Here is an 18,226-nt window from a genome sequence, read left to right as displayed (position 1 = left end):
AAAAGAAATGAACAAACAATTATTAGGAGTAATAGATGCGACAACTGTCCACGATGATCTCCAGGAACTATCCGTTCATCGGTCGGTGGCAGCCATCCCATTCGGCGGGCGATACAGGCTGATTGATTTTATCCTTTCCAATATGGTCAACTCAGGAATCCAGAGCGTGGCTATTTTTCCTAAATTTCAATACAGGTCGCTGATGGACCATTTGGGGTCAGGCAGGAACTGGGATCTTAACAGGAAAAGGGATGGACTATTTTTCTTCCCTGCACCTAACCTGGATAAACATTATACAGGAATCGGCACGCTTGACCACTTTGCTGACAACATAGACTTCTTTGAACGGAGTACCCAGGAGTATGCGCTCATTTCGAATTCCTATACGGTATTCAATATGGATTTCCAGCCGCTGCTTGATTGGCATATTAAATCTGGCTGCGACATCACCGAGGTGCAGAAGGATGGGAAATCGCTTGGCATATACCTCGTAAAAAAGACATTGTTGATGGATTTGGTCTTGACGCGTAATGAAACGGGCTATTCGAATATGAGGGATGTCGTGACCGATCTCGATAGCCAGTTCCATCTCTGTTATTACAATTTTGAAGGCTATGCTTCAATGGTTGCTACGATTGAAAATTATTTCAAGACCAGCATGGATCTGCTGAAGCCAGAAGTTTGGAAAGAGTTATTTCCGAAAGAAAGGCCAATCCTGACCAAGGTAAAGGATGAGCCGCCGACCCGTTATGATGTGGACGCATCGGTACGAAATTCGATGGTTGCCAACGGCGGAATGATTGAGGGCACGGTGGAAAACAGCATCATTGCCCGCGGGGTAAAAATCGGCAAAGGTACTGTCATCCGCAATTGCATCATCATGCAGAAGACACAAATTAAGGAGAATTGTCTATTGGATTCAGTGATTGTTGATAAGGATGCAAGAATCGAAGCAGGGACAGTGATTACAGCGCCAGCAGAGTCACCGGCTGTCATCCGCAAGGGTACGGTTCAGGGAGTGGGGAGCAGCTCGTGAGGGTTTTATTTGCTGTATCGGAATGTGTCCCGTTCATCAAGTCAGGAGGCTTGGCTGATGTAGCAGGTTCGCTTCCGAAGGAACTCAAAAAACTGGGGACGGATGTCCGGGTGATTTTACCGAAGTATGGGCTGATCCCCGAGAAGTTCCGCTCTGAAATGAAGAAAGTGAAAGAGTATAATGTGCAATTAAGCTGGCGCTCGCAATACTGCGGCATTGAAACTCTTGAGTACGACGGCGTTACTTTCTATTTTGTAGATAATGAATATTATTTCAAGCGCGATAGTCTTTACGGTCATTATGATGATGGTGAACGGTTCGCATTTTTTAACAGGGCCGTCCTTGAATTGATCGCAGAAATCGAATTTTATCCTGATGTGATCCATTGCCATGATTGGCACACAGGGATGATTCCATTTTTACTCAGGACAGAGTACTATAAGCGTCCTGGATACGGTTTGATCAGGTCCGTGTTCACGATTCATAATCTGCAGTTCCAGGGAATCTTCCCTCCAGAGGTATTGGGGGACCTGCTGCAGATTGACAGCCGTTATTTTAATGAAGAGCAGCTGGAATTTTTCGGGAACACCAACTTCATGAAAGCAGCTTTAATTGCTGCTGACCATATTACGACTGTCAGTCCTACCTACAAGGCAGAAATCCAGACTGATTTTTATGGTGAAAGGCTGGATGGCATTCTGCGGAAAAGAAGGGAGGATTTATCCGGGATTTTGAATGGGATTGATCACGATTTATACGACCCTGAAAAGTATCCTGGATTGGCTGTCAATTTCGGAGTGGACTCACTTGAAAGAAGAGTCGAAAACAAGCTTCAAGTACAGCGTGATTTCGGTTTGCCGGAAAACGAAGAGATCCCTGTTGTGGCGATGATCACAAGGCTGACGAAGCAGAAGGGCCTCGATTTGGTCAGGGGAGTCTTCCATGAAATCATGGCGACTGGAATGCAGCTTGTCGTGCTGGGAACAGGCGACCCTGAGTTTGAGCAATTTTTCAGGGAAATGTCAGCGCGTTATCCTGAGCAGTGCGGCGTATACATTGGATTTGATGAGAATTTGGCCCATCAAGTCTATGCAGGCTCCGACTTGTTCCTGATGCCATCCAAATTCGAACCTTGCGGGCTAAGCCAGATGCTAGCAATGCGCTATGGTTCAATTCCTGTTGTCAGAGAAACTGGCGGCCTGAACGATACTATACAGCCATATAATGAATTTAATGGTGAAGGTAATGGTTTTTCCTTTGCCAACTTCAACGCCCATGACATGCTGTTTACGCTTGAAAGGGCGCTGTCTTTTTACCATAAGCGCGAAAAATGGCTTAAGCTGGCGAAAAATGCTATGGAGACAGACTACAGTTGGGCACAGTCTGCCAGACAATATGAAGAATTATATTCCGATCTCATCTCAAGGAGTGAATCGCATGTTTTCTAGTGTTCCCCAATTCAAAAATGCTTTCTTGAAAAAACTCGAGATGATGTTTGGAACCAGCTTTGAAGAAAGCACGAGCCGGGAGCAGTTCCAGACTCTCGGGCATATGATCAGGGAGCATGTGAGTTCTGATTGGATCAAAACAAACGAACTATATCGTGCCGGAGCGAAAAAGCAGGTCTATTACTTGTCGATCGAGTTCCTGCTCGGCCGGCTGCTAAGGCATAACCTCATCAATTTAGGAGTGGAAAAGGTGGTCAGTGAAGGGCTCGGGGAGCTGGGCATTGAGTTGGATCAACTGGAGGAAATCGAGGCGGATGCCGGGCTTGGAAATGGCGGTCTCGGCCGCCTGGCTGCCTGTTTCCTTGATTCCCTAGCTTCTCTTGACCTGCCGGGACATGGCTGCGGAATCCGCTATAAACATGGATTATTTGAGCAGAAAATAGTGGATGGTTATCAAGTGGAGCTTCCTGAGCAATGGCTTAGACATGGTCATGTCTGGGAAATACGCAAAACGGATGATGCGGTTGAGGTTCCGTTCTGGGGTGAAATCGAAAGCAGGATGGAGAATGGACGGCTTGTCTTCAGGCATTTGAATGCAGAAACAATCATGGCAGTACCATATGATTTGCCTGTCATCGGCTATGAGACACAGACTGTAAATACGTTGAGGCTTTGGAATGCAGAGCCATCAAGGTTCCCGGCAAACGCTGATATTTTTAAATACAAAAAGGATACAGAATCTGTTTCCGAATTTTTATATCCGGATGACACGCATGATGAGGGGAAAATCCTTCGCCTCAAGCAGCAATATTTCCTTGTCGCCGCCAGCCTTAAGGCGATCGTGAAATCTTTTAAAAAGAAGAATAAGAGCTTGCTAGAGTTCCATGATTATGTAAGTATCCATATCAATGACACACATCCGGCGATTGCTGTTCCAGAGCTGATGAGGATCTTGATGGATGAAGAGGGCCTTGGCTGGGAAGATGCGTGGGATATCACCGTCCAGACGCTTTCCTATACGAACCATACAACACTGGCTGAGGCACTGGAGAGATGGCCGATCCGGATTTTCAAGCCGCTGCTGCCGCGCATTTTCATGATTGTCGAGGAAATCAATGAGCGCTTCTGCAAGCAGGTTTGGGATCAGTATCCAGGAGACTGGGCCCGGGTTGAGAGCATGGCGATCATCGCCCATGACGAGGTACGGATGGCGCCCCTTGCCATTGTCGGCAGCCATAGTGTCAATGGTGTTGCACAGCTTCACACGGATATCCTGAAAAACCGGGAGATGAACCTGTTTTATCAGTTTTATCCTGACCGCTTCAATAACAAGACAAATGGAATTACCCACCGCCGCTGGCTGCTGAAGGCGAATCCTGGCTTGTCCGGATTGATTACAGATGCCATTGGCAGTGACTGGGTCTCTTCTCCTCAAAAGTTGGAAGAGTTAATGCGGTTTAAGGATGACTCTGTTTTCCTTGAAAGGCTGCACGGAATCAAGCTGGCCAACAAGGAACGTCTGGCCAAGCGGATTTTGGATAAAACCGGGATCCAGGTGGATACGGAATCGATTTTTGACGTCCAGGTAAAAAGGTTGCACGCCTATAAGCGGCAGCTTCTGAATGTGCTGCACATCATGCATCTCTATAATGCTTTAAAAAAGGATCCTGAAGCACTGCTGTATCCGCGCACATTTATTTTTGGGGCAAAGGCTTCTCCAGGTTACTATTTTGCCAAGAAGGTCATTAAGCTGATTAACTGCGTGGCAGATAAGGTGAACAATGACCCAGCGACGAATGGAAAGCTGAAGGTTGTTTTCCTAGAAAATTATCGGGTATCTCTGGCGGAGGAAATTTTTCCGGCTGCGGATATCAGTGAACAAATCTCAACCGCCAGTAAAGAGGCTTCTGGCACCGGGAATATGAAATTCATGATGAACGGAGCTATGACACTTGGAACGCTTGATGGCGCCAATGTCGAAATCACCGATTTGGTCGGCAGGGAGAATATCTTCCTGTTTGGGTTGACCGCAGAGGAAGTGCTGGATTACCAGACCAATGGCGGCTACCATTCACTCGAATATTATCACCATGATGAAAGGATCCGAGGAGTGGTCGACCAGCTGGTCAATGGCTTCTTCCCGGATACAGAAAACCATTTTAATGAAATCTACGATACCTTGCTCGGACATAATGACCAGTACTTCGTTTTGAGGGACTTTGCTTCATATGCAGAGGCCCATCAGGATGTCAGCCGGAGTTATTTGGACCGAAACGCTTGGCTGCAGAAGAGCCTGGTTAATATCGCGAAATCAGGTTATTTCTCCAGTGACAGGACCATTATGGAGTATGCAGACCAAATCTGGAAGGTACAATCAGCTTTAAAAGTTTAATATTGCAAAAGGCCAGGTCGTGGGACGACTTGGCCTTTTTGCTATATTCATGGATTGGTAGCTTGTCGGAATTCTATAAGCCCAAATGAGTTAGCGGGAACATCAAAAGGGCGTATAGAAAGATTCTATAAGCCCAAATGAGGTAGCGGGAACGCCAAAAGGGCATTAGAAAGATTCTATAAGCCTGAATGAGATCAAAGAAGCTAAAAAGGGCATATAGAAAAGTCTATAAGCCCAAATGGGACCATTGAATCTGAAAAAGGCTCACTCTTCGCTATAAAATCAACAACGCGGTTCCTATCGTGATCAGTACAGCACCTGCAACAGTGGATTTGGTTGGCTTTTCTTTTAAAATGATGAAGCTTAGGATCATCGTCAATACAACGCTGAATTTGTCAATTGGATTGACTATGCTTACTTTGCCGATTGCCAGAGCTGCGAAATAACATAACCATGAGAAGCCAGTTGCTGCGCCGGACAGGATCAGGAATATGTAAGATTTCCTGGAGATTCTCTTGAGCTCCTTCACAGTCCCCTGGAAAAACACAATTCCCCAGGCAAAAATAATGATCACCACTGTTCTGATAAAGGTAGCAACATTGGAATCAACCTCTTCAATTCCGATTTTAGCGAGGATATTGGTCAGGGCGGCAAAAACTGCAGACATGATGGCGAGAAAAATATATGATTTGGTATTGAACACCTTTTTCCTCTGCTTTTTCTTCTTTTTATCTTTTCCGATCAGTACAAAAGTTCCAATAGATATAATGATACCACCAGCCACAACAGGCATGGTCGCAGGCTCCCTAAGAACAACAAATGATAACAGGATGGTCAACACGACACTTGCCTTATCAATGGGGACTACTTTGGAAACATCCCCAATTTGGATTGCTTTGAAAAAGGCAAGCCAGGAAAGACCAGTCGTCAATCCAGAGAGCACAAGAAAGATGAATGACTTTGTTGACACTTCCATTATATTTTCCGTTTGACCGGTAATCACAACCATCAGAAAGGCCATGATGACGACCACAATTGTTCTGACAGCAGTTGCCAGGTTTGAATCGACATCCTTGATTCCGATTTTGGCGAGAATGGCAGTAAAGGAAGCGAATAGCGCGGCCAATAAGGCTAAAATAATACTCATCGTTTAACTCCATTTCTAAAAAGTTACTCTTAGTTTGGGATTCTGAAGCAAGAATATTCTGTCCATAAATCGAACAATGTACGTTTCCTGAGGACTGGGCATAGGATAGGTTGATAAAACCTGTGAAGGGAATGAGCAATTTGTATAACGGTCCATCCTATTCCTATCCATATGACTACTCAAGAGCAAATAGCCCAAGCTTTATGGCAAGATCCAGTCAAAACAGCCATCAGCAGGTACTTGAAGCGCTGCTTGCTGGAATAAAAGGGGAAGCTTCAGCAGTTGAATTTTACAGTCGCCTTGCACAATCTGCACCAAATCAAAGGCATAAGAAAGCGATACAGCAGGCGCTGGAAGATAAGCAAGTCCACTTAAAACAATTTACCGACCTGTTTGTCACACTTACAGGGCAATCGCCGCAATACCAGATTGATCAAGTGGATTTCCGCTCTTATCAGGAAGGCTTGCAAAAGGCATATGAAGCAGAAGTAGAAGATTATCATGAATATCGCAACAGTTATTTGCTGACTCAGTATCTTCCGGTAGGAAATGTCTTCTTTCGGGCATTTGCAGATGAAATTGAGCATGCAACAAGATTTGGCTGTTTAAGGCAAGAAGAGCACAGACCATTAATTGATTATGGAAAGCAGCCTTTTACCATCAATATTGAAGATGCTACCGTGCAAAATGAAACATTCCGTACTGCCTTATGGACCGGCACCAACCTTCAGTTGACTGTCATGAGCATTGATGTCGGTGATGACATTGGTCTGGAGGTCCATGAAACCGGCGATCAATTCATTCGAGTAGAAGAAGGAGAAGCATTTGTACAAATGGGGGACAGTAAAGATAATCTCGATTTTGAGGCTAGAGTCTCCGATGATTATGCGATTTTGATTCCTGAGGGGAAATGGCATAATGTTACGAATATCGGCGATACAAAGCTGAAAGTATATGTAATATATGCACCACCTGAGCATCCATTCGGAACTGTCCACGAAACAAAAGCAGATGCGATGGAAGCGGAGTAAATAGCGGTAACAAGATTGGAGATCATTTTTTCAATAGGGTTGGAGAGTATTGCTCCATTAGGATTGGAGAGAGCTCTCCAATCTTTTTTTGTTTTGCCGTATAATCCGGATAATTTTTGGGCACTAATCGTGATAGTATGAAATCTTTTAAGAGGGTGTATTTTGTTGAAAAAAGAAAATAAGAATTTATTTATCGCCGGCTTGATCCTGGGATTAGGATTATTGGGCGCAATAGATGGAATCGTGTTCCACCAGCTGCTCCAATGGCACCATATGGTCCTTAGCGATAATATTCAGCTGGAGATTTTTACAGACGGGTTATTCACCGCATTGTTTTCTGCAAAGCTTCTCTGGGGCGGGGTGAAAATCTTCCAGGATGCCCGAAAGAACCAGCTTGGTTCCAGCTGGAGGATCTTCCTTGGCGGAATCTTCATCGGCGGCGGAGCGTTCAATCTCGTTGAAGGAATTGTTGATCATCATATCCTGCAAGTGCATCGCGTCAAGCCCATGGCAGAAAATCCTTTGATGTACGACCTGGCATTTTTGGCGATAGGTGCTCTGTTAGTGGTTATCGGATTTATGATTAAGCGGTTGGAGCCGAATGCGTGAAGGTGAGGTGCAGAAGGTGGCAAGGTTAAAAAGTTTTTTAATCTTTTTTATACCGTTCATTGTGTTCTTTTTTTATTTTACTAGTAATAATGAGCACAATCCCTCTTCAGCGAACCATATGCAGCATGAATATGTAGAAATTCCCGAGGGTTACCAGGTTCCATCTGTGAATATTAGCGTCACTGAAGACAAGTCAGGTACCTGGCTATTAAGTGTTGATACTAATCATTTTAGGTTCGCGCCCCAAAAAGTAGGGAACGCTGATCCTAGTTTTAACGAGGGCCATGCCCATATTTATGTGAACGGCAAAAAAGTCAATCGGCTGTATGGACATTTCTATAATTTGGACTCTTTGAAAAAAGGCGAGAATGAAATTATGGTCACACTTAATTCCAATAATCACGGGGCATTAGCTTATAGAGGAAATCCAATCAGCAGTAGTGTCGTAGTGGAAAATGGAAAGTGAGTAGATTTGTGGAACTTTTATCAAGCTCCAATTTGGGTCGCAGTTTGAATTCATTGGTGCCCTTTTTAAAAGGAAAAGTGAAATTAAGGTCACCAATGGTGCTTATTGGTGCCCTGTTTTTCGTAAAAAGTGAAATTAAGGTCACCAATGGTGCTTATTGGTGCCCTGTTTTCCCTGAAAATTGAAATTAAGGTCACCAATCGACTCTCTTGGTCTACTTACCTTCTATATACTGGAAAATTTATCGCCAATCATAAAATTATAATCGAGATATCAAATATTCTATTTAAATGGGTATCATTTTTTTATGATAATGTTTAATAAATCCACTGCATAACAAAGCCTCAGTCCAAAAAAATGAACTGAGGCTGTTGTCTATTCCTTATTCTCTTTCTTATCATCATTGATATAGCTGTCGCCCTCTTTGTAAGGGATATCTCCAAGCTCGGACTCCATACCGGCTTCGTCGAGCATTTCTTCGTAATCTTCTTCGCTGTCACTCTGGAATACTTGGCGGTCATCACCTTCAATATCTGTTGCACTGAAGGATTCATAGTCTTCCGTGAAGCCGCGTTCTTTTTCATTATCAATATAGAGCTTATTATAATCTTCATGATCACCTGTAAGGTCAGATGGTGTTTCAGAAGTACCGAATTCAGCTACATCATTAAAGCTGTTCCTGTTATCGGCCATCTCCTCGTTTTGCCTGCGATCGAAATCTGTGTCGTGAGTATACTCAAGAACATCTTCTTCCGCTGGACGGTCGTTTGATAAGTTCTGTTCTTGTGAGTGCTCGACACAATATAATGTATATGGGACTATTTCAAGACGTTCAAACGGGATCTCTTTACCGCACTCTGCACATTTACCGTAAGTACCATCCTCAATAGCCTTCAGGGCATGATCCACTTTCTCAATCTGGTCATCATGATGCTCGTCCAGCGCAAGGTTTTTACTGCGCTCAAACAGCTCTGTGCCGCTGTCAGCTGGATGATTATCGTATGAAGAAAGCTCTCCGGTAGCATCTCTTTGGCTGCCCTCCAGATAACCTTCCTCTTCATTGTTATCTATTTGAGTAATAAGTGTTTCTTTTTCATCTATTAGCATTTGCTTCAATTGGGTAAGCTGGTCATTTGTCAGCATCATTACACATCCTTAGTTTTGATTCGTGTCATACGTACTAAATACCCGCTCGTCATTTTAAGAAACATAGAAAAAGCTTCCGCCAAAGGCAGAAGCTTCTCGAGTGTGACTATATCAAACTGATGAAAATCCCTACAGATAAAAGCAAGCCGAAAATCGTGTTAGTCTTTGCTGTGTTTGCCATAGCCGGCATCATTTGCAATGGATTTGATTTTCCGATGAAGCCTTTCGTTGCTTTTACAGCCTTAGGAATGCTAAGAGCAACAATCGCCAGCCAAGGTGACACGACACCTGTAAAAATCAGGCCGATTACCCAGGCGTAGGATACAATGAACATTCCTGCTAGCAGCCTGATGGCCCCTTTTCGTCCAAGCAGGATTGCCAGAGTTTGCCGGCCAAACTCCTTGTCGCCATCCAGGTCGCGAATATTATTCGCAAGCAGGATCGCTCCGACAAGCAAAAAGCTAGGAAATGAAACAAGTACACTAGTTGGAGTGACAGTGCCTGTCTGGATGTAGAAGGAAATAAGGATGATCAGTACACCCATGAAAAATCCTGCGACAAGCTCTCCAAAAGGAGTGTAGGCAATCGGCAATGGACCGCCTGTATAAAGATAACCAGCAGCCAGGGAAACGACGCCGACAGCAGCGACCCACCAGCTGGTGCTCATGCAAATATATATACCAAGAAGGACTGAAATTCCATATAGGCCAAAAGCGAGATTCAAAACGGTTTTAGGCTTTATACCGTGACGGACAATTGCCCCGCCGATTCCAACGGAGTTTTCATTATCAAGTCCGCGTTTAAAATCATAATACTCATTGAACATATTCGTTGCTGCCTGAATCAACAGACTGGCTATTAACATCGCGAGGAACATTCCCCAATGGATTCCACCACTGTATTCAATCGCTAAAGCAGTCCCCAGAAGGACAGGTGCAAATGCGGCTGTCAAAGTGTGCGGCCGTGTAAGCTGCCACCAGACTCTCCAGTCTGCGCCATTGACTGCTGGTGAAGAACTAGGCTGTAGCTGTGGTTGCATAACTAATTCTCTCCCTTATAATATCAATCTATCAAACCTTAATATTTTATCTAAAAGAGCCAAAATTGTCAAAAAGACCTTTCATATCTAGGCTAAATTACCTTACAATTATTAGTGTAGATATTCACATATGCACTGTCAATTAGTATTTTCACGTATAATGAGGATGGTTTTTCCAGATTGCCTCAACTGTCTGCGTGCAATATATATAATAAGGATGGTAAAAGGTTAGGAAAGCCCGCCATCGTTGACATCGTGGTGTATGAGGTGTATCTTAAAATAAGCTTTAAAACGTGTGATAACAGATGAGAGGCTGTTATTGGGGGGATAATTTTGGTTGCCATTCAGGAAACGGAACTTAGACAAGGAATTCTAGAGGCGATTGAGCGGGCCAAAGGACAATCTCAGTCGGTTTTGGTCAGCGAGGTCCATAAAATAAATCGTATAGATCCTTTTTATTTTTTTGCTTCAGGCAGGGAAAAGTTTTTTGGAGAGCGCTTTTTCTGGAAGGATCCTGAAGGTGAACACTATCTAACTGGATTGGGTATATGCGGACAAATACAGTCGGATCAGGGAGCTGACCGCTTTTTTCATGTTGAAAAAGAGTGGAAGCGCTTCATGGATACGGCATTGGTTTTTAATAAATGTAATGTAAATGGAACGGGGCCATCGATGCTTGGTGGTTTTACCTTTGATCCTCTGAAAAAGAAGACGGGATTATGGTCGAAATTTTCGGAAGCTCTTTTCCACATTCCTAAATATATGCTGACGATTGTAAAGGGAGAGGCTTATTTTACAACCAATGTAGTCTGCACCCAGCATGATGATATATCACTGTTTGATAAAGTCACTAGGGAGAGGGAAGAGGTTCTTTCGAAGGCTGGACAGAAACCAGTGCTAGCCAGGCTTGATCTAAAGGATATTATCGAAATCGATCCTGAAGCATGGAAGCAGACAGTCACGGATGTTGTAGATGGTTTTGAAAATAGCGAACTGAAGAAAGTCGTGCTTGCGCGCGAGCTTCGTCTTCATTTTAAAGATGAAGTCCAGGCAGAAAGCGTTTTGGCGAATCTTTTGGAGAATCAACAAGAAAGCTTTACATTTGCGTATGAATCCAATGGTGACTGCTTTATCGGAGCTTCTCCCGAAAGGCTGGTCAAAAAGGATGGAGCAAGCCTGTTTTCAGCCTGTCTGGCAGGTTCGATTGCCAGAGGCAGTACTCCTGAAGAAGATGAAAAGCTCGGTGAGGAACTTTTAACAGACCAGAAAAATCTGATTGAGCACCAATATGTGGTGGACATGATCAGGAGTGCGATGGAAGAAACCTGTGATCAGGTGATCCTCCCTGAACAGCCTGTTTTAATGAAAATGAAGTATATTCAACATTTATATACACCTGTCATCGGTAAAAATCGGGAAGGTACGTCACTTCTTCATTTAGTAAACAGACTTCACCCGACTCCTGCATTGGGCGGCTTGCCGAAGCAGGCAGCGATCGAGAAAATCAGGGAAATTGAACAGCTGGACAGAGGCCTTTATGCCGCACCTGTTGGCTGGATGGATTATCAGGGAAATGGAGAATTTGCCGTAGCGATCCGCTCAGGCCTGATTCAGGGGAATGAAGCATCGCTATTTGCGGGCTGCGGCATCGTAGCAGATTCAAATGCCGATAGTGAATATAAAGAAACTAGCATCAAGTTCCGGCCGATGCTTAATGCACTTGGAGGAAAAAATACATGAGCCACCAGGAAGGTTTAACAGCTTATATCGCAGCATTTGTTGCAGAATTATCGAAAACAGGAGTAAAGGATGTTGTCATCAGTCCTGGCTCAAGGTCAACGCCAATGGCATTGGTTATGGCCGAGCACCCAGACTTGCGCATCCATATCCAGGTTGATGAGCGATCTGCTTCCTTCTTCGCGCTTGGAATTGCGAAGGCCACCCAAAAGCCCGTCGCTTTGCTTTGTACATCAGGTACTGCTGCGGCGAACTATTATCCAGCGGTGATTGAAGCAAGTATTTCAAGGATTCCACTGATTGTCCTGACAGCAGACCGTCCGCATGAATTGCGTGATGTCGGCGCGCCTCAGGCGATAGATCAGATTCATTTGTACGGCAAAAATGTAAAATGGTTCGTCGAAATGGCACCGCCGGAAAAAACGGAGGATATGATCCGCTATGCCAGAACTGTTTGCGGAAGAGCTGCGGCTACTGCTGCAAGCTATCCACAAGGTCCGGTGCATTTGAATTTCCCGTTCAGGGAGCCTCTGATTCCGATAATGAATGATAACTTGTTCGAGCTGCCTGAGCGCGTTGGCGGTTATGTGGAAATTGAGACTGGCCATCTGAGCTTATCAGATCAAATGTTTTCTGCAATCAGTGAGGGTATCGCTTCTTATAAAAAGGGAATCATTGTCTGCGGACAGCTCGACAATAGCGAATTTACCGATGAAGTCATTGCCCTTGCTAATAAGCTGCAATTCCCAATCATCGCGGATCCGCTGTCACAATTGCGCAGCGGAAAGCATGATGGACAACACATCATTGATGCCTATGATGCGTTTTTAAGAAATGAAGATGCGAAGGAAGAATTGAAGCCTGATGTCATCATCCGGTTTGGAGCAATGCCAATCTCTAAAGCTCTGACTATTTTTATAAAAGAAAACCGTAATGCCCGCCAATTCGTGGTCGACAGCGGTGCTGGCTGGCGTGAGCCTACGATGTCAGCTTCTGATATGTTATATTGCGATGAGGCTTTATTCTGTAAAAAAATAAGCGAGGCTGCTTCACCTGCAGGAAAGTCTGACTATCTGCAAAAATGGCTCAACGTCAATGAACTGGCCAAAGAACAGTTAGCAGCTATTTCTCAAGTTGAGGACTTAAGTGAAGGCAAGCTATTCCAGCAGCTTACTGAAATGCTTCCAGAAGGCTCAACATTGTTTGTCGGAAACAGCATGCCAATCAGGGACCTTGATTCGTTCTTCCTATTAAATGAGAAGAATATCAAGGTAATGGCAAACAGAGGGGCGAATGGAATCGACGGTATCGTCTCCACCGCACTTGGTGTAGCGAGTGTATCCCAGCCATGCTATCTTGTATTGGGCGACCTGACATTCTATCATGATTTAAATGGTTTACTGGCTTCAAAATTATATAATATCGATATCAATATTTTGCTTATCAACAATAATGGCGGAGGGATTTTCTCGTTCCTGCCTCAGGCAAGGGAACCGAAGCATTTTGAAAAGCTTTTCGGTACCCCATTGGACCTGGATTTCAGCCTTGCTGTCGAAATGTACAACGGGAAATATGATTTAATCCAAGATTGGGAGCATTTTTCAGAGACTTTTGCCAAAAATCAAGAGATTGGCGGCTTAAAAGTGATGGAAATCAGGACTACGAGGGATTCCAACCTGAAGGAACATCGAGATTTGTGGAATTCTGTTTCCCGGGAAATAACTGCTATGCTAAAAGGTGACACAAAATGAAGACGTTGATCAACGGCGTACGATATCATGTCGAGCAGTGCGGCGATGGCTTTCCCCTTGTGTTGCTTCATGGTTTTACTGGCGCGGCTTCTACTTGGAAGCCGTTTTCTCCTATGTGGGGACAGCATTCCCAGCTGCTGATGGCCGACCTTATTGGCCACGGTGAGACTGAATCGCCAGGCGATATGGCGCGATATGACATCAAGAAAGCCGCAAATGATTTGAAGATGCTTTTAGATCAGCTGGGCATTGACAAAGCGGATTTCCTTGGATACTCAATGGGAGGCAGGACGGCGATCACGTTTGCGAGTCTTTATCCTGAGAGAGTAAGGAAGCTGGTTCTGGAAAGCACGACACCAGGTTTGGTCAATCCTGAGGACCGTGAAGCAAGAATCCGACAGGACCACAAGCTGGCAGCCAGAATCGAGCAGGAAGGCCTGGAACCATTCATCGATTTTTGGGAATCGATCCCGCTATTTCAGTCACAGCTGAATCTTCCTGAAGAAGTAAGGGAACAAATAAGAAGTCAAAGGCTGAGGAATAACCCTGTCGGACTGGCCAACAGCCTTAGGGGTATGGGGACAGGTGCCCAGCCTTCATGGTGGGACCAGCTGGAAAACTTCGATTTCGAGACCCTTTTGATTACAGGTGAGCTTGATGAAAAGTTCTGTAAAATAGCCACAGACATGGCTTCCAGACTCCCAAATCCGACACATTTGACGATAAATGGCTGCGGCCATGCAATTCATGTGGAAGAACGTGAAAAATTTGGTACAATAGTAAGTGAGTTTTTGTCGAATACATAATAGGAGGTTGTCTTAATGACAGTTGAATGGGTTTCAGAACGCAAGTATGAAGATATTCTGTATGAAACATATAACGGTATTGCCAGAATCACTATTAACCGCCCGGAAGTGCGTAACGCTTTCCGTCCAAAAACGGTTATGGAAATGATCGATGCGTTTGCTTATGCTCGTGATGATTCAAGCGTTGGCGTAATCGTGCTAACAGGTGCTGGAGATGATGCATTCTGCTCAGGCGGAGACCAGAAAGTACGCGGACATGGCGGCTACGTTGGTGAAGATGAGATCCCACGCTTGAATGTCCTGGACCTTCAGCGCTTGATCCGTGTAATCCCTAAGCCGGTAATTGCACAGGTTAAAGGTTACGCAATCGGCGGCGGACATGTGCTTCATGTCGTATGTGACCTGACTATCGCTGCTGATAATGCAATCTTTGGCCAGACAGGCCCTAAAGTAGGAAGCTTTGATGCTGGTTACGGTTCAGGTTACCTTGCAAGAATCGTCGGCCACAAAAAGGCTCGCGAAATCTGGTTCTTGTGCCGTCAGTACAATGCCCAGGAAGCTTTGGACATGGGTCTTGTAAACACAGTTGTACCTCTTGATCAGGTTGAAGAAGAAACACTCAAGTGGTGTGAGGAAATCCTTGAGAAGAGTCCGACAGCACTTCGTTTCTTAAAAGCTGCAATGAACGCTGACACTGATGGACTTGCTGGACTTCAGCAAATGGCTGGGGACGCAACATTGCTTTACTATACAACAGAAGAAGCAAAAGAAGGCCGCGATGCATTCAAGGAAAAGCGCAAGCCAGACTTCGGTCAGTTCCCAAGATTCCCTTGATTTTATAGTTTGCAAACAGCTTGATGGACCTCCATCAAGCTGTTTTAGTATGTAGAGAAGAGGTGACATCCATGACTGAAACCATGCCAAACTGGCTGAAAAAGCGGGCAGAACTATCTCCCCATCGTGAAGCGTTGATTTTTGAGGGGCGGACATATACGTTTTCAGAAGTTTTTGAAGAAGCAAAAGCTTATACTGGCAAGCTTGGGACACTGGGTTTACATAAAGGATCTACGGCGGCGGTTTTGTTTTCTAATCAAGCAGAATCTGTGTTCATTTTATACGCCTTGCAGATGGCCGGATTCAAGGCTGTGATTTTGAATAATCGCCTGACATCGGAGGAGCTTTCATGGCAGTTGGGTGATTGTGATGCTGAAGTGCTGGTGTATGAATCCGGGTTTGATGAAAAGGTAACGTCAATAAGCTCAGGAATCAAATTCGTCAGTACTTACAAGCTGAAACAGCTAGAGGATGGTGATTCCTTAGTCCTTGATGAATACGACATGAACGAGGTCACAACAATCATGTATACATCCGGCACCACCGGCAATCCGAAAGGTGTCATGCAAACATATGGAAACCATTGGTGGAGCGCGAATGCATCTGCACTTAATCTCGGTCTGTATGAACATGATAAATGGCTTTGCACTGTCCCTATCTTCCATATCAGCGGCTATTCTATTTTGATGAGGAGTCAGATTTACGGAATGCCCGTTGTTTTACATTCGTCTTATGACGAAAAGAAGGTAATCGAGGATATCGAGCGATACGAAATAACCATCATGTCGGTTGTTAGCACGATGTTGAGACGGATCCTTGAAGAACTGGGATCAGGAAGATTGCCGGAATCCTTCCGCTGCATGCTGCTTGGGGGAGGGCCAGCACCGCTTCCTTTGCTGGAGGCCTGTCTCGAAAAAGATATCCCTGTATTCCAGACCTATGGCATGACCGAAACTTCATCGCAGTTTGCGACATTATCACCGGAATACAGCATTGAACGACTTGGTTCTGCTGGTAAAGCGCTGTTCCCTAACCAGATCAGGATTATCGATGGTGAAGGCCAGGAGGTTCCTTCAGGTGCTGAGGGAGAGATTGTCGTCAAAGGGCCGAACGTAACCATCGGGTACCTTAACCGTCCCGGTGAGACTGCTGATAAAATTCGTGAGAAGTGGCTTCATACCGGTGATATTGGCTATATGGACGCCGATGGTTTTCTTTATGTCCTTGACCGCCGTTCAGATTTAATCATTTCTGGCGGTGAAAATATCTATCCTGCAGAAATCGAAGGCATTCTGCTTTCCCACCCTGGTGTTGCTGATGCCGGTGTGATCGGAGCGCCAGATGAAAAGTGGCAACAGGTACCTGTGGCTTTTATTGTAAAAAGCGATCCTGGCGTATCAGAAGATGCGTTGCTGGCTCTTTGCGAAGAGAAACTCGCAAAATACAAGCTACCGAAAAGATTTTACTTTGTTGACAACCTGCCAAGGAATGCCGCGAAGAAATTATTAAGGCGTAAACTGCGCGAGTGGCTCGAAGCTGAAGGTGATGGCAATGGATATTAAAGCCGTTAAATTAGCCATCATCAAAATGCCGTTAAAGCACCCTTTCACTACCCATCTGGGTTCAGTTACTGAGAGAGAAGCGGTCATCGTAGAGGTTGAAGGTCACAATGGTTTTATTGGTTATGGGGAAGGTGTAGCCTTTTCATCTCCATGGTACACAGAGGAAACCGTCCAGACTTCATACCATATGCTAAAGGATTATTTAATTCCACTTTTGAAAAAGAAGGGGATCAGCCACCCTGACCAAGCTTTGGAATTGTTTAGTTCCGTGCGCAGAAATCATATGGCAAAGGCTGCGCTGGAAACAGCACTTTGGGATTTACAGGCGAAAATTGAGGGAGTCCCATTATCCACGCTGATTGGTGGAACCAGAGAATCCATCCCTGCAGGTGTGGTGGTAGGCAACCCGAATTTAGCGGAGGCACTCAAGCAAATTGAGAGCTATCTTGAGCAAGGTTTCAAGCGGGTAAAAGTAAAAATTAGTCCCGAAGATGATTTTCATTATATATCAGAAATTCGTAAGCAGTATCCTGATCTACCGTTGATGGCGGATGCCAACTCGGCATACTCTTTGGAGGATGTTGGCCGCTTAAAAGCACTCGATGAGTTCGGACTGCTGATGATCGAGCAGCCGCTGGGATATGATGACATCATTGACCATGCCAGGCTGCAGGGGCAAATCGAGACACCAGTTTGCCTTGATGAAAGCATCGTGACATTTGATGACGCAAGGAAAGCAGTCGAGCTAGGCAGCTGCAAGGTCATCAATATTAAAATCGGCCGGGTGGGCGGACTTGGCGAAGCGAAACGGATCCATGATTTCTGCCATTCCAAAGGGATTCGAGTCTGGGCAGGCGGGATGATAGAGTTTGGCATTTCCAGAGCGCATAATATAGCTCTCACATCTCTCCCAGGGTTTACGATTCCAGGTGATATATCAGGCTCAGACCGTTATTGGGAGCAAGATATCATCGAGCCGGAAATCAAAGTTGAAAACGGAATGATCAAGGTGCCAGACAGCCCGGGTATCGGCTTTGAACTGAACAGGAAGCGAATGAAGGAAGTAACTGTATTTGAAGAACGTTTTGAATTTTAGCAAGGAGAAGCACTGCTTAGGCAGTGCTTTATTTTTGTTCTCTCAAAACTGGAAAAAATCAGCGTTTTTTTCCAAGTCGCTATAAAAAGTTGATTTTCGCTATAAAAGTTAAAAAGTCGCTATAAA

15 protein-coding genes are annotated in these 18,226 nt (G+C 44.8%); 12 read left to right on the top strand and 3 right to left on the bottom strand.

Annotation, left to right across the window (positions count from 1 at the left end; translation table 11 throughout):
* Window positions 1–7 precede the first annotated feature (7 nt).
* The 3 genes from FOF60_RS19430 to FOF60_RS19420 are packed head-to-tail and all read left to right on the top strand — an operon-like array spanning window position 8 to window position 4,876.
* A complete protein-coding gene (locus FOF60_RS19430) occupies window positions 8–1,036 on the top strand; it encodes a GlgC family sugar phosphate nucleotidyltransferase (RefSeq protein ID WP_192473574.1) in 1,029 nt (342 codons plus the stop codon).
* The gene (gene glgA / locus FOF60_RS19425; protein ID WP_192473573.1) at window positions 1,033–2,484 is read left to right on the top strand and encodes a glycogen synthase GlgA; all 1,452 of its coding nucleotides are present in this window, start codon (window positions 1,033–1,035) and stop codon (window positions 2,482–2,484) included. The genes FOF60_RS19430 and glgA overlap by 4 nt, the downstream gene beginning before the upstream one ends.
* Complete coding sequence (locus FOF60_RS19420; protein ID WP_192473572.1) at window positions 2,474–4,876, top strand: glycogen/starch/alpha-glucan phosphorylase; 2,403 nt, start codon at window positions 2,474–2,476, stop codon at window positions 4,874–4,876. The genes glgA and FOF60_RS19420 overlap by 11 nt, the downstream gene beginning before the upstream one ends.
* Before the next feature lie 274 nt (window positions 4,877–5,150).
* Here FOF60_RS19420 and FOF60_RS19415 read toward each other — a convergent pair whose 3' ends face one another.
* A complete protein-coding gene (locus FOF60_RS19415) occupies window positions 5,151–6,023 on the bottom strand; it encodes an EamA family transporter (RefSeq protein ID WP_192473571.1) in 873 nt (290 codons plus the stop codon).
* Window positions 6,024–6,154: 131 nt separating this feature from the next.
* Here FOF60_RS19415 and FOF60_RS19410 point away from each other — a divergent pair, with 131 nt between their 5' ends.
* The 3 genes from FOF60_RS19410 to FOF60_RS19400 all read left to right on the top strand — a co-directional run bounded on the left by FOF60_RS19410 (window position 6,155) and on the right by FOF60_RS19400 (window position 8,129).
* Window positions 6,155–7,054 (top strand): cupin domain-containing protein, encoded by a 900-nt coding sequence (locus FOF60_RS19410; RefSeq protein ID WP_225650472.1) that lies wholly within the window; start codon window positions 6,155–6,157, stop codon window positions 7,052–7,054.
* 162 nt (window positions 7,055–7,216) lie between these two features.
* The gene (locus FOF60_RS19405) at window positions 7,217–7,663 is read left to right on the top strand and encodes a DUF2243 domain-containing protein (RefSeq protein WP_225650470.1); all 447 of its coding nucleotides are present in this window, start codon (window positions 7,217–7,219) and stop codon (window positions 7,661–7,663) included.
* Window positions 7,656–8,129 carry a hypothetical protein gene (locus tag FOF60_RS19400; protein ID WP_192473570.1) on the top strand — a complete coding sequence of 158 codons (474 nt, stop codon included), beginning with the start codon at window positions 7,656–7,658 and terminating at the stop codon, window positions 8,127–8,129. Before FOF60_RS19405 ends, FOF60_RS19400 begins: the two co-directional genes overlap by 8 nt.
* Window positions 8,130–8,504: 375 nt before the next feature.
* Here the strand turns inward: FOF60_RS19400 and FOF60_RS19395 are convergent, their stop codons facing one another.
* Together FOF60_RS19395 and FOF60_RS19390 are read right to left on the bottom strand one after the other, a co-directional pair.
* Window positions 8,505–9,275: a TraR/DksA C4-type zinc finger protein gene (locus FOF60_RS19395; protein ID WP_225650468.1), complete on the bottom strand. Its 771-nt coding sequence runs from the start codon at window positions 9,273–9,275 to the stop codon at window positions 8,505–8,507.
* Window positions 9,276–9,381: 106 nt separating this feature from the next.
* A complete protein-coding gene (locus FOF60_RS19390; RefSeq protein WP_192473569.1) occupies window positions 9,382–10,314 on the bottom strand; it encodes a 1,4-dihydroxy-2-naphthoate polyprenyltransferase in 933 nt (310 codons plus the stop codon).
* 333 nt (window positions 10,315–10,647) lie between these two features.
* Here FOF60_RS19390 and FOF60_RS19385 point away from each other — a divergent pair, with 333 nt between their 5' ends.
* The 6 genes from FOF60_RS19385 to menC all read left to right on the top strand — a co-directional run bounded on the left by FOF60_RS19385 (window position 10,648) and on the right by menC (window position 18,100).
* Entirely contained in the window at window positions 10,648–12,054 is a 1,407-nt protein-coding gene (locus FOF60_RS19385) for an isochorismate synthase (protein WP_192473568.1), read from the top strand.
* Window positions 12,051–13,802: a 2-succinyl-5-enolpyruvyl-6-hydroxy-3-cyclohexene-1-carboxylic-acid synthase gene (gene menD, locus FOF60_RS19380; RefSeq protein ID WP_192473567.1), complete on the top strand. Its 1,752-nt coding sequence runs from the start codon at window positions 12,051–12,053 to the stop codon at window positions 13,800–13,802. Before FOF60_RS19385 ends, menD begins: the two co-directional genes overlap by 4 nt.
* Window positions 13,799–14,608, top strand: coding sequence for a 2-succinyl-6-hydroxy-2,4-cyclohexadiene-1-carboxylate synthase (gene menH, locus FOF60_RS19375; protein ID WP_192473566.1), 810 nt, complete (start codon window positions 13,799–13,801; stop codon window positions 14,606–14,608). The genes menD and menH overlap by 4 nt, the downstream gene beginning before the upstream one ends.
* Window positions 14,609–14,623: 15 nt before the next feature.
* Window positions 14,624–15,442 carry a 1,4-dihydroxy-2-naphthoyl-CoA synthase gene (menB, locus tag FOF60_RS19370; protein WP_192473565.1) on the top strand — a complete coding sequence of 273 codons (819 nt, stop codon included), beginning with the start codon at window positions 14,624–14,626 and terminating at the stop codon, window positions 15,440–15,442.
* A 71-nt stretch (window positions 15,443–15,513) separates the two neighbouring features.
* Window positions 15,514–17,004, top strand: coding sequence for an o-succinylbenzoate--CoA ligase (locus FOF60_RS19365; protein ID WP_192473564.1), 1,491 nt, complete (start codon window positions 15,514–15,516; stop codon window positions 17,002–17,004).
* Window positions 16,994–18,100 (top strand): o-succinylbenzoate synthase, encoded by a 1,107-nt coding sequence (gene menC, locus FOF60_RS19360; RefSeq protein WP_192473563.1) that lies wholly within the window; start codon window positions 16,994–16,996, stop codon window positions 18,098–18,100. The genes FOF60_RS19365 and menC overlap by 11 nt, the downstream gene beginning before the upstream one ends.
* The last annotated feature ends 126 nt before the right edge of the window (window positions 18,101–18,226 follow it).

Origin of the sequence: Mesobacillus jeotgali (assembly GCF_014856545.2) — a bacterium.
Lineage (GTDB): Bacteria > Bacillota > Bacilli > Bacillales > Cytobacillaceae > Mesobacillus.
The sequence above is the reverse complement of the archived record's forward strand: the minus strand, read 5'-3'. Positions and strand labels throughout refer to the sequence as shown.

Bases quoted from the DNA above. Each gene is read 5' to 3' on its own strand.
- FOF60_RS19430 (WP_192473574.1), top strand. From the start codon at position 8: ATGAACAAACAATTATTAGGAGTAATAGATGCGACAACTGTCCACGAT.
- FOF60_RS19420 (WP_192473572.1), top strand. From the start codon at position 2,474: ATGTTTTCTAGTGTTCCCCAATTCAAAAATGCTTTCTTGAAAAAACTC.
- FOF60_RS19415 (WP_192473571.1), bottom strand. From the start codon at position 6,023: ATGAGTATTATTTTAGCCTTATTGGCCGCGCTATTCGCTTCCTTTACT.
- FOF60_RS19410 (WP_225650472.1), top strand. From the start codon at position 6,155: ATGAGCAATTTGTATAACGGTCCATCCTATTCCTATCCATATGACTAC.
- FOF60_RS19400 (WP_192473570.1), top strand. From the start codon at position 7,656: ATGCGTGAAGGTGAGGTGCAGAAGGTGGCAAGGTTAAAAAGTTTTTTA.
- FOF60_RS19395 (WP_225650468.1), bottom strand. From the start codon at position 9,275: ATGATGCTGACAAATGACCAGCTTACCCAATTGAAGCAAATGCTAATA.
- FOF60_RS19390 (WP_192473569.1), bottom strand. From the start codon at position 10,314: ATGCAACCACAGCTACAGCCTAGTTCTTCACCAGCAGTCAATGGCGCA.
- menD (WP_192473567.1), top strand. From the start codon at position 12,051: ATGAGCCACCAGGAAGGTTTAACAGCTTATATCGCAGCATTTGTTGCA.
- menH (WP_192473566.1), top strand. From the start codon at position 13,799: ATGAAGACGTTGATCAACGGCGTACGATATCATGTCGAGCAGTGCGGC.
- menB (WP_192473565.1), top strand. From the start codon at position 14,624: ATGACAGTTGAATGGGTTTCAGAACGCAAGTATGAAGATATTCTGTAT.
- FOF60_RS19365 (WP_192473564.1), top strand. From the start codon at position 15,514: ATGACTGAAACCATGCCAAACTGGCTGAAAAAGCGGGCAGAACTATCT.
- menC (WP_192473563.1), top strand. From the start codon at position 16,994: ATGGATATTAAAGCCGTTAAATTAGCCATCATCAAAATGCCGTTAAAG.